The organism is Oxyplasma meridianum (assembly GCF_038024865.1).
In the GTDB taxonomy this organism is placed as follows: Archaea; Thermoplasmatota; Thermoplasmata; order Thermoplasmatales; family Thermoplasmataceae; genus Oxyplasma; species Oxyplasma meridianum.
This window is the reverse complement of the sequence record NZ_CP133772.1, coordinates 1,080,911-1,100,649: the sequence shown is the minus strand read 5'-3', so window position 1 is coordinate 1,100,649 and position 19,739 is coordinate 1,080,911. Positions and strand designations below refer to the sequence as shown.

Below are 19,739 nucleotides of genomic sequence, written 5' to 3'. Positions count from 1 at the left end.
TTAATAAGCATTTTGTTAATTTATGTGATTTATTCTAGGTGAAAAGGATACATGAAAAATCTATGATTCTATGTATAAAGTTATTTCCTGCCAATTTTCCTTGGCACAATCTTCTGAAACATCATCTGCAGAAATAAAATATAAGATAAGTACTGATGGGGGCAGTTACTGCTCCACGTTCTCCATAAACCATTCTGCAAAGTAAGTTATGATCATATCTGCACCCGCCCTGAACACTGAAGTCAAGCTTTCAAGTATGATATTTTCATTCATGTAGCCTTCAAGTATGGCTTTCTTGATCATGCTGTACTCGCCGCTAACACTGTAAGCCGCCAGTGGTAGGTCATATCTTCTCCTGGCCTGGGCGATTATATCCAGATAAAATATGGCAGGTTTCACCATTATCATATCTGCTCCCTCTTTGATATCAAGTTCTATCTCCCTCATTGCTTCCCTTGAATTGCGCCAGTCCATCTGGTAAGTTTTTCTGTCACCAAATCCCGGTGAAGACTTAACCGCTTCTCTGAAGGGTCCAAAAAGGTTTGAGGAGTATTTTGCGCTGTAAGCAAGAATTGAGGTATGGTCAAATCCAGCTTGGTCAAGGGCCCTTCTGATGGATCCAACCTGTCCATCCATCATTCCACTTGGTGCAATAACGTCTGATCCACTTTCAGCGTAACTTATTGCTATTTTGTCATAAACTTCAAGGGTTAGATCATTATTGATAATGGATTTCTCCACTATGCCACAGTGCCCATGATCAGTGTACTCGCAGAGGCAAAGGTCCGTCATAACTGTCAGGGATGTATTCTCCTTGGCAAGTTTGATAGTTTTCTGTACAGCACCGTTGGGGTCGTAGGAGGAGGTTCCCATTGGATCTTTGTGAGCTGGCACTCCAAAGAGAAGAATGTTACTTATTCCCTTGGATTCCAGGTTCTCCAGATATTTCCCAACCGATTCCAGCGGATAAGTGTAAATCCCGGGCATTGAGTTTATAGGTGCCACATTTTTCAGATTTTCGTCAACAAAAACTGGCATTATCAGCTTTGAGGGGTCAATTTTTGTTTCTGCCACAAGGTCACGCATTCGCGGTGTTGTTCTTATTCTTCTCATTCTGGTTGCGGGAAACATAAATACTTAATCGTTTAGTGAATTAAAGCTTATTGGGATTTGAGTTGAAGTATCAGGTGAGTTCGAGGGGCGAAATGCTTGTGGAAAGTGAAGTATCTGAATTCCTCAGACTGGAAGCACATAAAGACATTAACATCTTTGACAGGGCAAGAGAGTTTTCAGAAAAAGCAGTTTTTCATTTCCATGAGATTTATGGGATAAACGATGTTAGAGTCATTTACGAGAATTTGAATTTTGAGATAGACAGCAACAGAATTATTGCCTCTGGCAAGGTACAATCAAGTGATATGGACAAGGCACAGTCAGGATCGGTGTATCTTGTTTCATCTTCTCTTATAGCCATATGGGAATTAACTTCATTAATCGGATTGAAGACACAGGGTTACAGGTCAATAAAAAATGTTAGCATCGTCACCATAGAGGAAATTGATTAGCTTCGGCATCACACTATTTCTGAAAGTTTCATGGTGGGCCATCCCTCATCATCATACTCTGTTGTTGCAGCATAAAGTTTCCTGTTTGAAGAGTTTACCAGAACATATCCGTTTGCCTCTCTGAAATGTATTGTGAGGCTGGCGTAATGGCTTATTCTCTTATAATAATCATCATCTGTAATTATTAAGATTGCACCTGTGGGTCTCAGGCCATTGATCAGATTTAGAAGATCTCCAAAAAATTCATTTCCATAGGTGAATATGAGGAAATCAGTAGAAAAGAAATACAGGTTGGGTCTGGATGAATTTGAAAGGAAGAAATCAACGACTTCATTTGGAAAATCTTCCGCTATGCTCTTACCCTCGAGGTTTATGATAAAAGAGTTTATCTTTTTGGATTTCTCCGCAGTTATGTAATTCTTAAGGTATTTGTTCTCCATGCTGGCTGTGAGCACCCTGGACGATTCATAACTTCCAGAGGTAACATCCATTACACCTCTGTTCTGGGAAATAGCATTTCTCACCATATTGTTTTTCATCAGGTTAACAATGTCATTAACTCCGGTAGATTCATCCTCACGATGTAGTATTATCAAGGACCCAAGAGGGACACCTTCCTCCCCGGTTGGATTGATCTTTGTCAGCTCAGAACTTCCAAGTGGCACCTGAAGCAGATCAGAATATTCCGTTTTCGGCATCTTTACCTTTGAGTTGGGGTAGATCACTGGCCCCCTGTCAAGCGGCATAAACCTCCCCTCATAAAGGGAATATAAGAAAATTGGAGAGGATGAGATGGATATTCCTCTGAGCTTTTCGATTGTTGCAGTCCTGACCAGAAAATCATTTTTAAGATAATAATCCATGGATATTACGCCATCCGCGAAATATTCCAGTTTTGGCTTCTCCTTGGCCTCAATGATCACAATTATATTTGCGCCGGATTTTTCAACTAGATCTGTGTTCAACAATGAAAAAAGCACATTCTCATTTATCTCATATTTTTCAGCTATGGCATCAATTGAATCTACAACTATAATAGGGTTTCCATTGAAATTCTTATCAACAAAATTATAAATTAACTTGATCTCGGGGAGAAGATCCTGTATGTTAAGAACAAGATTTCCTTCTATGGAGGTGCCCATCTTCCCTTCTTCAATCATTCTCTCCAGTTTCGAAAGGGACTCTGTATTAACATTAACAAGTTCGTCTGCGGTGGTGTCTTTATCCTTTATTGAAACGCTTTCAAGCCATTTGAATGTCTCGTAGAGGGAAGCATCAGAAGACCTGGATGATAGGTATGCGACAGGGGAATTCTTTCTGACACTTTCCAAAAATTCCAGTGCAAATGTTGTTTTTCCTGCTCCTGGTTTTCCTTTTACAACAAGAGATCTTCCTCTGCTCTGAGAAAAAAACTCATTAATCCTGCCAAAAAGGCTCTCATCTCCCATGTCAATCTAACCTCTAAATTCAAGATCTTCAATGGTTTGAGGCTGCCATTCCTGGCAGAATCTTGTGATCTGCCCGAACTGGATACTGTCCATGGCATTCTCTGAAAAAACAAGGATCAGGTAGGAATTTTTTTCAATGGCAGCACTTTTTATCTGCTCAAAGGCTCTTGCCACCTCAAAGAAATCATGATACACTATAAGAAGATCAAAGATATCCACAAAGACCACATTACTTTTCCCTTCAAGCATCCTCTTCAATATTGTGTCTGAAATAAAGGATAGGTTAACAGGACGGTTTCTCTGTGCACCTATTGAATCAGTAACCCACACAAAATTCTCATCATTGAATACTTCTGGCATCTCCAGTGCGAAATTAAACCTGGACGCAATTAGAATATTTTTCTTGCTTATGTTAACCGATAAAAGCAGTGACATAAACGCTTGTGTATTTTCAGGTTTGGTATAAAAGACTGTCCCTGGGTAAATTCCATTTTTCGCTAGATAAATTGTAAAATTGTTAATGGTTTTCAGTTTTCGGACAGTATGAGAGCTAAGAGCTTTCCTCAGCCTTTTCCTGGATTCATTCAGGTCCAGAATATCCAGGAAGACAATTTCGCTGCTGTACCTTATTCTCTCATTTATCTCTATATCTCTTTCCATCAGAAGAATCAGCAGGTATTCTCTCATTTCCCTTAAAAGAAGATTCTCAACAGGTTTTTTAATATCCTGGTCAACATAGATCATGACAGAAGTAGGTTTCTCTTTTTCAAGTATTGATTCTGTGAAGTTACTCACCACTTTATACTCTACACCTGTTGGAATCATGAGGGTATTACAGATTTCTGCATGTTTTCCTGCCTCATCATATACCAGGATCATCTCAACCACAATAAAACGCTGATTAATTATTTTAACTTTGCCAGTTAATAACCAGCATGAACACATGAGAAATACTAGGTTAGATTTAATTGTTTGTGCACCTAATTTGATTACCCATTATTTCAAACCTTAGCCATTGAGTATCCATAGATCGGGGAAAACCTTTCTGCATGTTTCATTAAGGATTGATAACAAGCCGGAAGCAGATTTAAGTTTAGGTATGCAATCAAGTAATATGAGAAGAAACAAAATATCTGTAATAGGTGCGGGCAACGTTGGAGCCACATTAGCCCAGTTTCTCGCAGCAAAGGAACTTGGGGATATTTACCTGTTCGATGTGGTGGACGGGGTACCTGAAGGTAAGGCCTTGGATATAGCCGAAGGAACGCCACACTTCAGAACCTCAGTGGAAGTGAAAGGGTTCACAACAACAAATCCCGAAGCTTACAAAAATATGGCAGATTCCGACGTTATAGTAGTTACTGCAGGACTTGCCAGAAAGCCAGGAATGAGCAGGGACGATCTGCTGAACAAAAACTTAGAGATTATATCAGACGTTGGAAAAAATATAAAAAAATACAGCCCGAATTCGGTTCTAGTAGTGGTATCAAATCCAGCTGACATAATGGCATATGCTCTTCAAAAAGCCACAGGAATAAACCCTAAAATGATAATGGGCCTTGGTGGATCCCTTGACAGCTCAAGATTCAGGTACTTCATAGCACAGGAACTGGGAGTCGCAGTGGAAGACGTGAACGCTTTCGTAATAGGTGGCCATGGAGATGATATGGTTCCATTCGTAAGATACTCAAGTGTATCCGGAATACCAATATCCAACCTTTTGAGCAAGGAAAAGATCGATGAGATAATCAAAAGAACAAGATTCGGCGGTGGGGAGATTGTCAATTATCTCAAGACAGGCAGTGCCTACTACGCTCCTGGTATTTCAATTACAGCCATGGTTGAATCAATAATCAGGGACAGGAAGAGAGTTATTCCATGCGCAGCATATCTGGATGGTTCCAAAGGCAAGCATTACAACGCATCTGGTATATTCATAGGTGTACCCATAAAGATTGGAAAAGACGGGGTTGAAGAAATCTATGAGATGGATTTCAACAAAGATGAACTTGCCCTTTGGGAAAAGACTGTGTTATCAGTTAAAAACAGTTGCAAACTTGTGGATCAGTTCTTTTCAAAGAACTGATTTACCAATATATTTTTTATAAAAATCAGGATATTTTTTATATTTTACGGGGTCTCTGAAACCGGAATCCATAAAACCCTTCAGTCTTAATAGGCAGGAATCGCATTCACCACATGCTTCTTCTTCCCCATTATAACAGGAGTGAGTAAGATCGTAAGGAACTTTGAGTCTCATCCCCAGTGAAATTATCTCTCCCTTTGTGAGATATTGGAGAGGAACTGCAATTCTCAAACGGGAATGCTGTCCTCGTTTTGTTCCCAGGTTTATTGTATCCTCCATTGAGTTAAAGAACTTCGGTCTGCAATCCGGGTATCCGGAATAATCCACAGCATTTGCACCAATGAAGATTGTGTCTGCATCCAGCACCTCAGCAAAAGCGGATGCAACTGAGAGAAATATTGTATTTCTGGCTGGAACATAGCTTGTCGGGATAGATTCCGATATTTCATCAATTGACCTGGTTTCTACCTTCATGTTGGACGTCAGGCTGCTGCCTCCTATCTGCTTCATGTCCAAATTTACCACCTTTCTCTCAATTCCGTAATGTTGGCATATTCTTTCCCCGCTTTCAAGTTCAATGCTGTGTCTCTGCCCATAATCAAAACTTACAGCAGTGGTTTCATACCCTCCTGAAAGCGCATATGCCAGTACAGTGGCAGAATCCAGTCCTCCGGATATCAGGACAACTGACCTTTTATTGGTCAATGCCACCCTCGCTTTTTGCCCCCTGGCCGGGTCCCTCATAAACAACAACTGTTAAAAATTTAATGTTTCTGTGTTTTCTAATTCTTTCAGAAAGCATGGTGAAAAAATACTGGGAAAGATTTTCGCTGGATGACATGTCAGAGTCCAGGAAGAACACATCCCTCTCAGGAAATTGGTATTCTTTTTGCCTGAAATTTACAGTGCAAACGCCGTTTTCCACTTTGTGCACAGAGTAACGATCCCTCGCAGGAACTATTACTTTATGATCTATTGGGTCTATTATATCTCTGATCTCTTTCTTAATAATTCCGTAATCAATGAGAACCCCTTCAACCATTTCTCCATTAAGAGTCAGATCCACAGAATAATCATGACCATGCAGCCTTGAGCATTTCTCAATATTTGGAATGAAATGTGCGGCAGAGAACCTTATGTTGTTCGCCCCTCCATTAATATGTATCTCCATGAACTTGAATTGTTAGATTAGATTAATATCTATTCTTTTCGTAGTTTGGAAGTTTCATAATCGGACCAGTAGCCAGACCAAAAATAAAATATGAGTTTATTATGCAGAATGGCTTTGCATTAAGTTGTAATGCAATGGGATAATGGGCGCGTGGCCCAGTCTGGATATGGCAATAGCCTCCTAAGCTATAGATCGGGGGTCCAAATCCCCCCGCGCCCGCTTTAATATTATTAAAATGCCTGAGTGTCTCAATAGCATACTGTTGGAAAGAGTACTGTAAAATCGCAGCATTTAGGATATTGGGTAGTGCAAATTTAAATGATCTTGTTCAATAGATGAAAAATAGGCTAAAAATAAATCTTAACCGATTATAATTTAAAATAGTTTACAAGAAAAATTATTGCTCCATCCTTGGAGCAAGCAAGAAGCTTCCCTTCATGGATTCCTCAGGTTTATTCCGGTTCTGTCCAAACTGAAATTCAATTGTAAGCGGGTAATCGTCTTTGAAACCAAGCTTCAGTACTTCTGATGTGGAAAGAGATTTCACGAATTTCAAAAGATATTCAAGGGGATATGAACTTTTAATAGTGCCTGTGCACCTTATCTCTTTCAGCATGTCCTTATGTAATATCATCTCAGACTCTTCAGAATCTGACGATGATTTAGCACGAAAATCGTCTGTGCTCATTGTCAGCCTTATGGCATCTGATACGTCCTCTGCAGCCTTAAGTCCCTTTTCAAGCTCATTCTTTTCTACCAGGACGTAGGATTCAGAATTTATCTGTGGAACTCTGGGGGTATTGACTGAATTGTTATCCAGAAGAGATATGCTCTTTACGATAGTTCCAATCTCGAATCTGAGTTTCTCCTTCTCTTTGGTGACCGTAACGTTATCGTTTGACCCTGCAAGTCTTATGATTGATTTGAGCCTCTCAACATCAATAGCTATCTCCTCTTCATCAGGGGCATCATATTCCGCAAAGGAACTCTTTGGAACATCGATACTTATCATTGCAACATGTGCCGGGTCCACTGCCTTAACCGAAAGGCCATTCTGGTCCAACTTGAATTTTGCCTCAGATACCACCGTATTAAGAAGATCCGTAATCTCTTTCAAATTTTTTACTGATATAGTTAACCTTACCATTTGATCAACCCTTTAAATTAATTTTTTAGGTTATTGGTTAATCCCTTTGCCCATAATTAAAACTTTTCTAACTCTCAGATTGAGTTCATAAATTTGATCTTTTTCTCTTTCGTTGGTATTCTGTTAAACATAATCGATTGACAAATAAAATAATAAAGCATAAATAATGAACTGGCATTTTCAGACATGTATGACGAAGGATTTCCTGAAACAATTATGAAGTTAAAAGAGGATGGAAAACAGTTCACCATAGCCACTGTCATAAAAACAGAGGGGTCATCCGTTGCAAAACCCGGTTTTAAGGCTCTCGTACAGGGTGATCACATAATCCACGGAAATCTAGGGGGTTCATGTCCTGAGTCTGTTATTGTAGAAGAATCGGAAAAGGTTCTTAAAACTGGCAAACCAAAGATTTTCAAGGTTCATATGGAGAAGACAACAGATTCTCTCACCGCTCTGATAAAAAACAGAAGTGATGATGATATCTATGTAGAGACTTTCTGTGGGGGTTCCATAGAGGTCTATCTTGAACCATATTTTCCAACTGAAAGGCTTGTGATCATAGGGCAGGGAGGCAGAGATGAAGTGGAAAACCAGCTACTGAAATTCGGCAAACTGGTGGGATTTAAAACTCTGGTAGTTGATCCTCTGCCAAACCTCGACCAGGACCCGGATGAACTTATTTCAGATCTGGGTTTCAAACTGGACAACCTTGAAATCCTGCCAACCGACTTCGTTGTAATCCTGACAAAGGGAGATACTGATATACCGGCTCTTGAAGCCGTTTCAAAACATAAGCCTTCTTACGTTGGAATTATGGCTAGCAGGAAGCGTTTCAAGAATGATGTTGAGATACTGAAGGGAAAAGGTATATCTGAATCTTTTCTGAAGTCAGTTCACTCTCCAATAGGCATGGATATTGGGGCGGTAACCCCTTCTGAAATTGCATTAAGCATAATCTCGGAGATCATAAAAGAAAAGAGGAAAACCCTTTAAAATTTTACATTTTCAGGAATTTTTAAATACAATTTATAACTAATTGGTTTCATGAGACCCACTGAATTCGATTATTTTGCACCGGGCACTCTGGATGAAGCTATCGGCCTTCTGAAGAAGTACAACGGTGAAGCAAAGGTGCTGGCGGGGGGGCAGAGTTTACTTCCCCTTCTTAAATCAAGAGTAACTTCCATACCATATCTTGTGGATATAGCAAACATAGAATCACTTACGTATATCACAAGGAACGACAAAGCCCTTCTTGTTGGTTCTACCACAAAGGTGAGCGCTCTTGAAAATTACAATAATTTTGGAAAGAATTTCGAAATTATCAAGGAGGCGACAGCAAGCATCGCAGATCCTCTTATAAGAAATATGGGCACAGTGGGTGGAAACATTGCACACGGTGATCCAGGAAACGACCTTCCGGCTGTGTTAATGGCCCTGGACGGTTCTGTAACCGTCACAGGACCTGGGGGACAGAGACATATAAGTGCCAGGGAACTGTATCTGGATTCTTACACAACTTCAATCAAAGACAATGAGATTATAACAGAAGTCCAGTTTCCTTTCTGGGGAACACATAGTTCAGGAACATATATAAAATTCAAGAAACCTGCCGGTGACTTTTCAATCGCAGCTATTGCAATTCAGTTAAAGGTGAATAAAGACGGAATATGTGAGAGATTTGGTGCAGCCCTTGCTTCCGTTGGTCCAACCTCAATCTTCCTTAGGAAAGCTTCAGAGGTAATGGTTGGATCAAAGATAACTCCAACGGCAATGAAAAAGGCTGCAGAAACAGCAGTGAAAGAAATCAATCCAGTTGCAGACCGGAATGGCACAGTTGATCAGAAGAGAGAACTGGTCAGAAGAATGTTCATAGAGGGAACAAGGAAAAGTTTAAGAAAACTTTGAGGTGAATTATATGGCAAAAAAGGATGTTAAAATAACAATAAATGGCAAGGAATACAGTTCTAAGGTGGAACCAAGAATGCTCCTGGTGCATTTCATAAGGGATGTAGCAGGGCTTACAGGAACACATGTGGGGTGTGACACTTCAAACTGTGGTGCATGCACGGTGGTGCTTGACGGAAAGGCAGTAAAGTCATGTACTGTTCTGGCTGTGCAGGCTGATAACAGGCGCATAACAACAGTAGAAGGTCTGGCCAGGAACGGCAAACTGCACCCTGTACAGGAGGCTTTTGTCGATAAACACGGGCTGCAGTGCGGCTACTGTACTTCTGGTATGCTGATGACCAGCTTCTGGCTACTGCAGAAAAACCGCAATCCCACTGAAAAAGAGATCAGAGAAGCTCTGTCAGGAAACCTCTGCAGGTGCACAGGCTATGAAAATATAGTAAAAGCGGTGAAAGAGGCTGCAAGGGCCATAAGTGCAGAACAGAATAAGGATCTTGTCAAAGAAGAACCCATAGAGGCTTAAGTGGTATATATGAAGAGTGAAGAAAAGTTCGTTAGAGGGATGGGGCAGTTCATTGACGATATAAAATTTCCAGATATGCTATACATGTCAGTGGTTAGAAGCGACTATGCAAGGGCACGCCTTCTAAGCGTCAAAGGTGGTATCAATGCCAAAACATTCAACCGTCCTCTGGCGGCAGTGGGCGAAGGTGCAATGTCAGGGTTTGAAAGAGCCCAGCATATGGTTTTTGCATCAGATTTTGTAAATTATCTTGGGGAACCAATTGCTGCCGTGTACTCTGATGATCCCTACAAATCTGAGGATCTGATAAGTTCCGTTGAGGTTGATTATGATCCCCTCAAACCCGTCATTGACCCGGAGAAAGCACTGACCTCAGAACCCATACACAGCGGATTCAAGAACAATATAATTTCAGAAAAATGGGTGGGAAAGGATTTCAAGAACGATTCGCCCATTGTTCTTGAGGATTCATTCAGGAACAACCGAATCGTGACAAATCCCATAGAACCCAGAGGCTTGATTGCGAATTATGATGGAAAAAGGCTCACAATCTGGATAGGCACGCAGTCTGTGTTCAGCATAAAGGAAGGAATATGTGCAGCCATGGATATTTCGCCGGAAAATGTACATATTATTCAGGCCGACACAGGAGGCGCATTCGGTTCAAAAGGCGGTCTCTACCCGGAATACGTAATGGCATCTTATATTGCAATGAAAGAGAAGCGCCCTGTCAAATGGATAGAGACCAGGCGTGAACATTTGATGGCCAGCCATCCCGGAAGAGGGGCTATAGCGAAAATGAAACTGTTTGCAGACAGAACCGGTAGAGTGACCGGGCTGAGGGGTGAAATACTTGTTGATTCGGGAGCATACGCAGGAGGAACAGGTGAATTCTCCTCCAGGTTCATAGCTTATCAGATAACTGGGCAGTACCACATAGAAAACGCATATTTCAGATCGCTTTCCGTGTTTACAAATAAAGTCCCCCAGGGTCCGTACCGCGGTGCGGGGAGACCAGAGGCTGCATTTTTTACTGAAAGGATGATGGATATGCTGGCAGACGAACTGAAAATGGACCCATTTGAACTGAGGCTTATTAACGCAACAGAACGCCCATTTGTGTCACCTACAGGTTTGAAAATAGGTGCTTCTAAGCCATTCATGATAAAAGCAAGGAAAGAATTAGGATACGTTCCATTTGAAGCCACAAAGGATACAGGAGTTGCAATGTTTGTCCTTGTGCCGGCTTCACAGCCAGGCGAAAGTGCAAGAATAAGATCGGAAAGCGGGAAAATTAAGGTGTGGCTGGGTGGAAACGTACATGGCCAGGGACATGAGGCCTTTGTCAAGAAGATCATAAACGAGGAACTTGGTGTTAAGGAGGACCTGGTCGATCTTGAACTCGGTGATACTGACGCAATGGAAACAGGTGTCGGATCATGGGGAAGCAGATCAGCTATGATGGGTGGTTCTGCAGTAACAGTGGCAGCAAGAAAAATCAGAGACCAGGTAACACGGAAATTCGGATCTTACTCAGTATTGAATTTACTGTCGGGTGAATTTGATGTATATGAATTCTTTAGCTACAAAGATTCATACAACAGTTTTGGATCAAACCTTGCTAGGGTATCCTTGGACTCATATGGAAGAATCAAGGTCTTGGAAGACAGATCCTACTACGATGTAGGAAGAATCCTGAACAGGCCAATGGTCAGGGGCCAGATAGTTGGCGGAAATTTGCAGGGCATAGGTCAGTCCCTAAGTGAAAATATAGAATTCGATGATGAGGGTCAGCTTATGACCAGCTCAATCTCGGAGGCAGGTCTACTTACATCAGAAATCACAACAAAATACACTGTGAAATTCGATGAAACGCCTTCAGATCTCCCAAGTGGCGCCAAAGGGCTAGGCGAGGCACCCACCATCGGAACCCCAGCAGCAATTGCAAGGGCAGTTGAAGTATATGCCAAAAAAAGAATAAGGGAGACTCCAATTAAACTGATCTGAATCATGGATTCTGTATATTGAAAATGGGCTTTCTTATCTATATTTTTTTGTCAAGTTTATTTATATATGAAAAAGCAATCTTTCAATAATGCCAATAATAAGTGATGCTGCTGTAAACAAAATAATACGGCTTGTCATAGGGCTAGCTTTCCTTGTGGTGGGCGTTGAGCTCTTTTCAACTGGTTCTTTAGGCCTAGGGGTAAGAGGGGATTTTTTAGTTTCTATTGTCCTTTTTATAGTTGGGGCACTCTTCCTGTATGTTGCCGCGAGAATTCTCATCAAGATGGCACGGGATCTTGGTGGGGATTTCTGGTGATAATGATTTACCCAAATAAAAGCAAAACGGAATATATGAGATTAACATCATGAAATGTTATGAAAGAGTGGCTTAAATGGCACAATTTACCGTAGTCTCATGGAACTATAGGGATACCCCCGGTGTTCTTGACAGTAATATATCATTGGGATACAGTTACTGGGAGGAGGCCCTTAAATCAAGAGGAATTAAAAAATACGTAATTCTCGTGACCTGCAACAGGCTGGAGCTTTACTTCTACTGGAATCTAACAGATACTTCCGGATTCCAAAATTCAGTAATAAAGAGAGATGAAGATGCTGTCAGGCATCTTTTCAGGGTGGCAAGCGGACTGGAGTCAATGTCAGTAGGTGAAAATGACATTCTCAGGCAGATCAAGGAATCATACGAAACAGCACTTGAAAGAGGTCATGTGAACAAACCACTATCTGCTATATTCAGAAAGTCTCTGAGCATAGGCAAGCGGGTAAGAGAGAGGACTTCTATCTCAAAGGGTAAAACATCAATACCCTCCATTGCCATTGAAAAACTCAAATCAAAATTTGGAATCGAGGGGAAAAAAGTACTTATAATAGGAACAGGCAGGATGGCTATTTCCCTTGGAAAATATATAGGCAAAGAGAATCCCGCTTCAATTACAGTATGCGGAAGAAATCCAGAAAAGACAATGGAAGCTGCCACTATACTCAATTGTAAGTTTGCATCTTTGCGGAATATGAAGGAAGAGATAAAGGAAAATGATATTATACTCACCGCCACAACCTCATCGGAAATACTGATAAAAAGGGAAGATATGATATGGGCGGGTAGGGATAAATTCTTTGTCGATATCTCAAAACCTGACAATATTGAAAATTTGACAGAAAGCATTGAGGGAATTCATGTCATGAACATTGGGAGTCTTGAAAACGTAATGGAAATGAACAGATCAATGAAGAAAAAAGAAATTCTGGCTGCAGGAAACATGGTGGAGGAGGAGATTGAAAAAACCATGAAAAAATTTAAAGAGATTGAGTACGACGATCTAATAGCTCATATGTATCGTTATTCCCGCCTCAAACAGAAAGAGGAGGTGGAAGAGTTCAAGAGAGAGATAAGCAAGGGCACTGATATTGATTCTGCAATTTACGCTATGGCAAATTCGCTCTCCAAGAAGGTTCTATCCCCGTATACTGCGGCGTTCAGGAAGATGATCGAAACATCTGATCCCAAAGAACTGAACAGGTTTCTCAGCGAATTGAAAACGGCAATTCACGGAGAAGAGTTCGGGGAGATTGATGATATTATGAATACATGATCAGGCTTTACCTGTTTCTTTCAGGGTCTCAGATATTTTGAGAGCTGAAGTCTCAAGTTCCTCCTTACTGTGTGCGAAGCTTATAAAATTTGTTTCAAACTGGCCTGGTGCCAGATAGACCCCCCTTTCCAGCAACTTATGAAACATCCTCATAAACTTCCCGGAATCAGCCTTAATAACCTCCTCATAACTTACAGGATGATCAATGCCAAGGAATATCTGGAACATGGATCCAAATCTGCTCACGGCAAATTTTTCCTTCTCAGGCATATTTTCCGCAAGGGTGTTTTCAAAGAAAGAAGATTTTGCTTCAAGGCTGGAATAATCCATTTTCCTAAGCTGATTCAGAGCTGCAATTCCAGCGGCCATTGTAACATAATTGCCAGAGAATGTGCCTGATTCATAAACCGGCCCAACAGGTGAGATTTTATCCATTATGTCATCTCTCCCACCAAAAAGGCCAATTGGAAACCCTCCCCCTATTATCTTGCCCATGGTGGTCAGATCAGGCTTTACTCCAGCTATATCCTGAAAACATCTGAATCCAAATCTGAATCCAGTTATAACTTCATCAAATATAAGAAGGGAATCATTTCTGCTGGTTATATCTCTTAAAAAGCCAAGAAAGTCTTTTTCAGGTTTTATAACTCCTGCATTTCCCATGATGGGTTCAGTGATCACCGCTGCGATATCCTTTCCATACTTTTTGAAAATTTCCTCGATGCTTTGCGGATTATTGTACTGTCCCACAACCACAGTTCTGGATACTTCTTCTGGTATTCCTCTGGATGATGGTACACCGAAAGTCAGTGTGCCGCTACCCGACTTTATGAGGGCATAGTCATGTGATCCATGAAACCCCCCTTCCATTTTGAGTATAATGTTCCTGCCTGTGAATCCTCTGGCCAGTCTCAATGCGTGCATTGTTGCTTCAGTCCCGCTGTTTGTGAACCTCATCTTTTCCACAGATGGCACTGCTGTTTGGATAATATTCCCCAGTTTGATCTCATTTTCCGTAGGGGCACCCAGGGACGTTGCGTTTTCAACAGCAGATCTGACTGCCTTTATGACTTCACTGTGGCTGTGTCCAAGTATAAGGGGTCCGAAAGCAAGGCAAAAGTCAGTATATGACTTATCATCCACATCATATATTCTGGATCCTTCTCCCTTTTTCATGAATACCGGATAAGGATCATAATATCTTACAGGAGAATTGACTCCTCCAGGAAAGAGTCTGGAAGATTGGCTGAAAAGTTCTTTTGAATTCATGGCCCCCTATCCCTTCTGGATATTGAATTATTTTCATTTCAATCCCTTCTTCTGGTCAGTCCTGATATCTCCTATGTAGCCAAAATCAACAAGTCCAAATTCATCAGTAATGCCATAAACTCTGTACCTGTCAGGATCCGTATTCCTCAGGGCAGGTGTAAAGTGTTCGTCACTCAACAGTGACTGTGCAACATCAGTTCCAGAGGAAAAGAAACTCATTGCAGGGGTTATTATCACTCCGGATTCGTTGTTGTAGACGAATGCAGGGATTTTGAATACACCACCTATCTGGTCACGGAGTACAAGAGAAGGATGTTCATGTCCAAGAATTGTGATCTTTTTCAAACTTCTGTCCCTGTCACCATGGTAGATGTAATATCTGTCTGTTTCAATAACCTCTGGAAGATCTAAGTTTCTTTTGTTCAGTATTGTCATGAGAAAATTATCATGGTTCCCCCTCACAAATCTGAGTTTCAGGTGGTGGGAATACCTGTCTATAAAATGTATTATATCAGTCCATTCCTGTGATAGATTCCGGGAGAATTCCTGCTTGAAATCTCCATTGATGATTAGAGTCTCAGGTTCGTATCTTTCAACAATTCTGTCTATGAGTCCCTCAACATGGCTCAGCTGGAATCTGGGGAGAAAAAGGCCGTGAAGATTCATCTCCTCTTCAAAACCCAGATGCAGATCCGATACCACCACTGCTGAGATATCTCTCAGGTAGACGCAGTAAAGGTCTGAAATGAACACATCTTTTGAAATCTGTATATCCTGCAACCTGTTTTGAATGCTCTTCATGAAATTAAGGCTTTCCAGATTTTCACCATAAAAATAAAATAGAGTATGTTCATCGTTTGATCTAATGGAGATAAAATTCAGGGATTCACTGGCGGAGATCCATCAGTTGGGGGCCTATGTAAGTAAGCTCTTTATAGATGGAATTGAAATTCTGAAGGAATCAAATGACGGTAAAGATACTCATGGCGGATCTGCTGTCCTGATTCCATATGCAAACAGGGTAAGAGATCATGTATATAGATTTGAAGGCAGGGAGTACCAGCTTCCGGCCAACAGCGGAAACCACAGTATCCACGGTCTTGTCAGGCATGTTAAATGGGATATACTGAAAATGAAAGAGGACTCTGTTGAACTTGGTTATGCCCTATCTGATCCTGGCTATCCTTCAAGGGTCCATAACATTGTAAAATACAGTATTAACAACGATTCTTTTACAACAAGGTTTGAGATAGAGAATATAGGGGAGAGAGACTCACCAGTCATGATAGGGGCACATCCTTACTTTCTGACACATGGTGAATGGGATATAACTGCAGATAAACCTGTTAAAAGACTTGAGTATGTTGACGGATATTTTCCAACCGGACAGATGTCAGATTTCAGCATGCACCAGGTGACTTCAAAATCAGGAACAGTATTTGACAACTGTTTTCTTGGAGGAGGGGAACTTAATCTGCACAATGGCATGAACAATATACTGATTGAAAGGGAAAACATGCCATATTTCCAGGTTTACAACGGGGAATACGCAGAGGGAAAATCCGTTGCCATAGAGCCAATGACGGGTGCACCCAACTCATTCAATAATGGAATCGGGTTGATAACAATGGAACCAGGAGGGAAATTCTTCTGTTCATACACAATAAGTCTTATAGAATAAGTTTTAAGGCTTATTGGCAATTAACATGAATGAAATATGTAAAAGCCACCACCCTTTACGACGGTAAGACAGTCAGAAGAAACTGCTATGTCTCTTTTAGAAGGAATATACTTGAAGTAACAGATGAGAAACCGCGTGATGGCGAAATGGTGGGAGAGGGGGTTGTAACTCCAGGTTTTATTGATGGTCACAGCCATATAGGCATGGTAAGATCTGGAGAACCGTCATCAGAGGATGAGTCAAATGAGCATATGGAAAACCTTTATCCTCTGGTGAGGGCTGTAGACAGCGTTTACATGGACGATTCCGCATTTGCTGAATCAGTGGAGAGTGGAGTACTTTACTCAACGATTCTTCCCGGGAGTGGCAACACCATTGGTGGGAGGGCATGCCTCCTGAGAAATTTCAAGGGCAATATACAGGATGCATTTGTCAAGGATATAGGAATAAAAATGGCTCTGGGGTACAATCCAAGAAGCACAACAGAGTGGAAGGGCACCAGACCAACCACGAGAATGGGGGCAATGGCACTCCTCAGGGAAACACTGTACAGAGCACAGAAAACTTCAAACCTGATAAAAAAGGGAAAGAAGGACCTGGACGAAGTTGATCCCCTTACTGATATATTCATGGATATCCTCTCAGGGAAATATAAACTGATGGTTCACACCCACAAGGAGGATGACGCAAACCTGCTCATAGGGCTGAAGAACGAGTTCGGGTTGAAGGTTGTCCTTAATCATGGCGTGGATATACATTCAACAGAGGCGTTCAGAAGGATTGCACAGAACGACATACCAATTGTTTACGGTCCCATGGACAGCCATCCATACAAGGTTGAGCTAAAGCATGAATCCTGGAGAAATGCTGAATACCTGCTGGAATCAGGTGCAAAATTCTGCATGATGTCCGACCATCCCGTTATTCTCCAGAGAACAATATTTTACACACTCAGGCATCTTTTGAGGTTCGGGCTTTCAAAGGAGCAGGCAATATCAAAGATCACCAGCGAAACTGCTTCAATACTTGGCCTTGAAGATCTTGGATTAGTTGAAAAAGGGAAACTTGCATCGCTGACTGTATGGAATGGAGATCCATTTTCACTGGAATCATTTCCCACAAAGGTATTTGGCGAGGGCGAAGAGGTATATTCAGAATAAATCAGTCAATCACATGGAAATATCTGAAAAATTGAGGGAGATCCAAAAAGACCGGCTTAATGGGTCGGTCACAATAGCCTACAGCATACTGGGCGCATTTATGGAAGGCGGCACTTCTAAAGAAGATGCAGGCAGTATAATCACTGAACTGGAACACGCAAGGACAACATTCTCAGGAATGGGTCTTGTGAGGAACGTGTGCTCCATCCTTCAGACATCGTTAAGAAAAAATCAGGATACTGCTGAAATGTCTCACAACCTCTTTTCAGAAATAGAAACATCATCAAACAAAGCAGTTGAGAACAGCGACCCTCTTTTTCAGGAAAAAGTATCATTTGTCACAATCAGCAACAGCTCAATGATAAAGGAGATAATGGATAGAAATTCAAAAAATATCAGGATGGTGTCCCTGCTCGAGAGCAGGCCCAATCTTGAAGCAATAGAACTGGCCAAATATCTCAAAAGTGCAGGAATACCATGTACAATTTATGTTGACGCATCTACATTTTATGCATCACAGGAAACCGACTTCTGCCTTGTAAGTTCAGATTCAATTCTTGGAGACTACAGCCTTATACACAAAATCGGAACATTTCCCCTTGCAATGTCAATGAATCATTTCGGCAAGAAATTCTATTCCCTAGGTTTTGATCTGAAGTTTGAGAGGGCATACACCATGTACACATATCCAAAATTTATGGAACACAGTTCACTTGAGATAACAAACCTGGGATTTCAGGCCAGGAACATCTATTTCGATATAACACCTGCAAGATACATATGGGCATATATCACGGAAAATGGATTCATAGGGCAAAAGAAATGAAAATGATAACTTAAATATAGAATTAGTTATCTCAATACATTGATTGGCATATTCAGCTTCCCTTTTGAAAACTATATTCCCGCAAAATACCAGTTCTATTTCCTGGCATCACTTACAGTGTTTCTCCTTCTTCTGAGACTTTCCAGGCTATTCCTGGGAAGGAAATATTCAATTGGTAAAGTTCTTCTGGTACCTGTCATATATGCCCTTCTATCAGTCTATACTTATATCCAAGTGTCTACATTGCAGAAAGAACTCATAATTGTGTTTGGAGTGCTGGGGCTGATCGCCGGTATAGCTTATGGGAAAAAGGATCGCTTCTATGTGAAAAATAACGTCCTGAAATACAGGAGTTCACTACCATTCACACTGATCTGGACTCTGTCATTCCTGGGAGAGATTTACATATACCTATACAATCCCAGGCTTCCAATAAGTGTGGGGTTTGCCCTTAACATTATCATTGCTGGATCGGCCGGACTCATCCTGGGAGAAGCCATTCGTATAATGAATTCTTATCGTATCTATATCAAAAAACTCTCAAAAAGGGGAAGCGAAAGAAATTGACGTGTCCACAGTGAAAAGTTTTATTAATCAAAGTTTGGAATTTTTCGCATACATATCTTTATACAGACGTTGGCTTATCATTTGTAATACCAAGTTTTGATAAAAGATGAAATTCGTGGAGATCACAAAATTAGGGGATTCTACAAACAAAAATTTTAGTACATCAGAAAGGTATGCATATATCCCCTAATAAAATTAAATGTGATGTGTTATGAAGAGAGTATTTCAGGAAAAAGATAAGGCAGTATCGCCCATAATTGCTACTATACTGTTGGTGGCCATAACAGTGGTGCTCGCAGCCACCCTTTACACAATTGTGGGTGGATACACGACTCTGATCGGAGCTTCAACTCCCACAGCATCAATTCAGGTTCAGAATGCCTCAGCCACAAATGATGCATACTATCTAATATATGTGCAACAGTTTGGCGGAAATATATCACTGAATGATGTTCAGATGGAGATCACACTGAGCAACAATACTATAATCCCTCCAATTACTCTTTCTGTGAAGGATCTGAATATTGAGAAAAATATAAGCTATGATCTTTTTATGAAAGTGAGTGGAGAGAGTTATTTTGGAGCCACAACAGGCATCGTCCTTAATTCCACGCAAAATACTGGTCCGCAACCTTTCATATCGCAGATCAGGTTCATAGACACCAACACCAATGGACTCATTGCATCAAAGACTGTAACCTGATGAAGGAATTCAGATCAGGTTACACATCATTTTTTTAATACCAGTAATGCCTGGTTGAA

At 41.0% G+C, this 19,739-nt stretch carries 21 protein-coding genes and 1 tRNA gene; 14 read left to right on the top strand and 8 right to left on the bottom strand.

From position 1 onward, the window contains the following. Positions 1–165 precede the first annotated feature (165 nt). Positions 166–1,131 carry a porphobilinogen synthase gene (gene hemB / locus OXIME_RS05765; RefSeq protein WP_393970896.1) on the bottom strand — a complete coding sequence of 322 codons (966 nt, stop codon included), beginning with the start codon at positions 1,129–1,131 and terminating at the stop codon, positions 166–168. A 56-nt stretch (positions 1,132–1,187) separates the two neighbouring features. On the opposite strand from hemB, the gene OXIME_RS05760 reads away from it, so the two are divergent. Then, the gene (locus OXIME_RS05760; protein ID WP_393970895.1) at positions 1,188–1,565 is read left to right on the top strand and encodes a hypothetical protein; all 378 of its coding nucleotides are present in this window, start codon (positions 1,188–1,190) and stop codon (positions 1,563–1,565) included. An 8-nt stretch (positions 1,566–1,573) separates the two neighbouring features. Here OXIME_RS05760 and gvpD read toward each other — a convergent pair whose 3' ends face one another. Continuing rightward, positions 1,574–3,013 carry a gas vesicle protein GvpD P-loop domain-containing protein gene (gene gvpD, locus OXIME_RS05755; RefSeq protein ID WP_393970894.1) on the bottom strand — a complete coding sequence of 480 codons (1,440 nt, stop codon included), beginning with the start codon at positions 3,011–3,013 and terminating at the stop codon, positions 1,574–1,576. A 6-nt stretch (positions 3,014–3,019) separates the two neighbouring features. Then, complete coding sequence (locus OXIME_RS05750) at positions 3,020–3,892, bottom strand: DUF835 domain-containing protein (RefSeq protein WP_393970893.1); 873 nt, start codon at positions 3,890–3,892, stop codon at positions 3,020–3,022. A 235-nt stretch (positions 3,893–4,127) separates the two neighbouring features. On the opposite strand from OXIME_RS05750, the gene mdh reads away from it, so the two are divergent. Next, complete coding sequence (mdh, locus tag OXIME_RS05745) at positions 4,128–5,099, top strand: malate dehydrogenase (RefSeq protein WP_393970892.1); 972 nt, start codon at positions 4,128–4,130, stop codon at positions 5,097–5,099. On the opposite strand, the gene queC is transcribed toward mdh, so the two are convergent. Further along, positions 5,088–5,804 (bottom strand): 7-cyano-7-deazaguanine synthase QueC, encoded by a 717-nt coding sequence (gene queC, locus OXIME_RS05740; protein ID WP_393972257.1) that lies wholly within the window; start codon positions 5,802–5,804, stop codon positions 5,088–5,090. The genes mdh and queC overlap by 12 nt on opposite strands. Continuing rightward, positions 5,794–6,270, bottom strand: a complete 477-nt coding sequence (locus tag OXIME_RS05735; RefSeq protein ID WP_393970891.1) for a 6-pyruvoyl tetrahydropterin synthase family protein — start codon at positions 6,268–6,270, stop codon at positions 5,794–5,796. Before OXIME_RS05735 ends, queC begins: the two co-directional genes overlap by 11 nt. A gap of 144 nt (positions 6,271–6,414) precedes the next feature. Here OXIME_RS05735 and OXIME_RS05730 point away from each other — a divergent pair. Beyond that, positions 6,415–6,489, top strand: a tRNA-Arg gene (locus OXIME_RS05730). A 178-nt stretch (positions 6,490–6,667) separates the two neighbouring features. Here the strand turns inward: OXIME_RS05730 and OXIME_RS05725 are convergent. Further along, on the bottom strand, positions 6,668–7,417 hold the full coding sequence (locus OXIME_RS05725) for a DNA polymerase sliding clamp (protein ID WP_393970890.1): 750 nt from the start codon (positions 7,415–7,417) through the stop codon (positions 6,668–6,670). A gap of 186 nt (positions 7,418–7,603) precedes the next feature. Here OXIME_RS05725 and OXIME_RS05720 point away from each other — a divergent pair, with 186 nt between their 5' ends. The 6 genes from OXIME_RS05720 (at position 7,604) to hemA (ending at position 13,474) form a co-directional block, all read left to right on the top strand. Then, the gene (locus OXIME_RS05720; RefSeq protein WP_393970889.1) at positions 7,604–8,413 is read left to right on the top strand and encodes an XdhC family protein; all 810 of its coding nucleotides are present in this window, start codon (positions 7,604–7,606) and stop codon (positions 8,411–8,413) included. A 51-nt stretch (positions 8,414–8,464) separates the two neighbouring features. Further along, the gene (locus OXIME_RS05715) at positions 8,465–9,328 is read left to right on the top strand and encodes an FAD binding domain-containing protein (RefSeq protein WP_393970888.1); all 864 of its coding nucleotides are present in this window, start codon (positions 8,465–8,467) and stop codon (positions 9,326–9,328) included. Positions 9,329–9,338: 10 nt separating this feature from the next. Beyond that, positions 9,339–9,854 (top strand): (2Fe-2S)-binding protein, encoded by a 516-nt coding sequence (locus OXIME_RS05710; protein ID WP_393970887.1) that lies wholly within the window; start codon positions 9,339–9,341, stop codon positions 9,852–9,854. 9 nt (positions 9,855–9,863) lie between these two features. Then, positions 9,864–11,861: a xanthine dehydrogenase family protein molybdopterin-binding subunit gene (locus tag OXIME_RS05705; RefSeq protein ID WP_393970886.1), complete on the top strand. Its 1,998-nt coding sequence runs from the start codon at positions 9,864–9,866 to the stop codon at positions 11,859–11,861. 88 nt (positions 11,862–11,949) lie between these two features. Beyond that, positions 11,950–12,177 carry a hypothetical protein gene (locus OXIME_RS05700; RefSeq protein ID WP_393970885.1) on the top strand — a complete coding sequence of 76 codons (228 nt, stop codon included), beginning with the start codon at positions 11,950–11,952 and terminating at the stop codon, positions 12,175–12,177. Between the two features lie 76 nt (positions 12,178–12,253). Next, complete coding sequence (hemA, locus tag OXIME_RS05695; RefSeq protein ID WP_393970884.1) at positions 12,254–13,474, top strand: glutamyl-tRNA reductase; 1,221 nt, start codon at positions 12,254–12,256, stop codon at positions 13,472–13,474. Here hemA and hemL read toward each other — a convergent pair whose 3' ends face one another. Both hemL and OXIME_RS05685 read right to left on the bottom strand, forming a co-directional pair. After that, positions 13,475–14,743, bottom strand: coding sequence for a glutamate-1-semialdehyde 2,1-aminomutase (gene hemL, locus OXIME_RS05690; RefSeq protein WP_393970883.1), 1,269 nt, complete (start codon positions 14,741–14,743; stop codon positions 13,475–13,477). Between the two features lie 33 nt (positions 14,744–14,776). Further along, positions 14,777–15,544, bottom strand: coding sequence for a metallophosphoesterase (locus OXIME_RS05685; protein ID WP_393970882.1), 768 nt, complete (start codon positions 15,542–15,544; stop codon positions 14,777–14,779). A gap of 64 nt (positions 15,545–15,608) precedes the next feature. On the opposite strand from OXIME_RS05685, the gene OXIME_RS05680 reads away from it, so the two are divergent. From OXIME_RS05680 to OXIME_RS05660, 5 genes are all read left to right on the top strand, one after another. Next, positions 15,609–16,424 carry an aldose 1-epimerase gene (locus OXIME_RS05680; RefSeq protein WP_393970881.1) on the top strand — a complete coding sequence of 272 codons (816 nt, stop codon included), beginning with the start codon at positions 15,609–15,611 and terminating at the stop codon, positions 16,422–16,424. Between the two features lie 29 nt (positions 16,425–16,453). After that, on the top strand, positions 16,454–17,584 hold the full coding sequence (locus OXIME_RS05675; protein ID WP_393970880.1) for an amidohydrolase family protein: 1,131 nt from the start codon (positions 16,454–16,456) through the stop codon (positions 17,582–17,584). Between the two features lie 13 nt (positions 17,585–17,597). Continuing rightward, positions 17,598–18,410 carry a hypothetical protein gene (locus OXIME_RS05670; RefSeq protein WP_393970879.1) on the top strand — a complete coding sequence of 271 codons (813 nt, stop codon included), beginning with the start codon at positions 17,598–17,600 and terminating at the stop codon, positions 18,408–18,410. A gap of 39 nt (positions 18,411–18,449) precedes the next feature. Then, positions 18,450–18,977, top strand: coding sequence for a hypothetical protein (locus tag OXIME_RS05665; RefSeq protein ID WP_393970878.1), 528 nt, complete (start codon positions 18,450–18,452; stop codon positions 18,975–18,977). Positions 18,978–19,188: 211 nt separating this feature from the next. Beyond that, positions 19,189–19,680 (top strand): archaellin/type IV pilin N-terminal domain-containing protein, encoded by a 492-nt coding sequence (locus tag OXIME_RS05660; RefSeq protein WP_393970877.1) that lies wholly within the window; start codon positions 19,189–19,191, stop codon positions 19,678–19,680. Positions 19,681–19,739 lie beyond the last annotated feature (59 nt).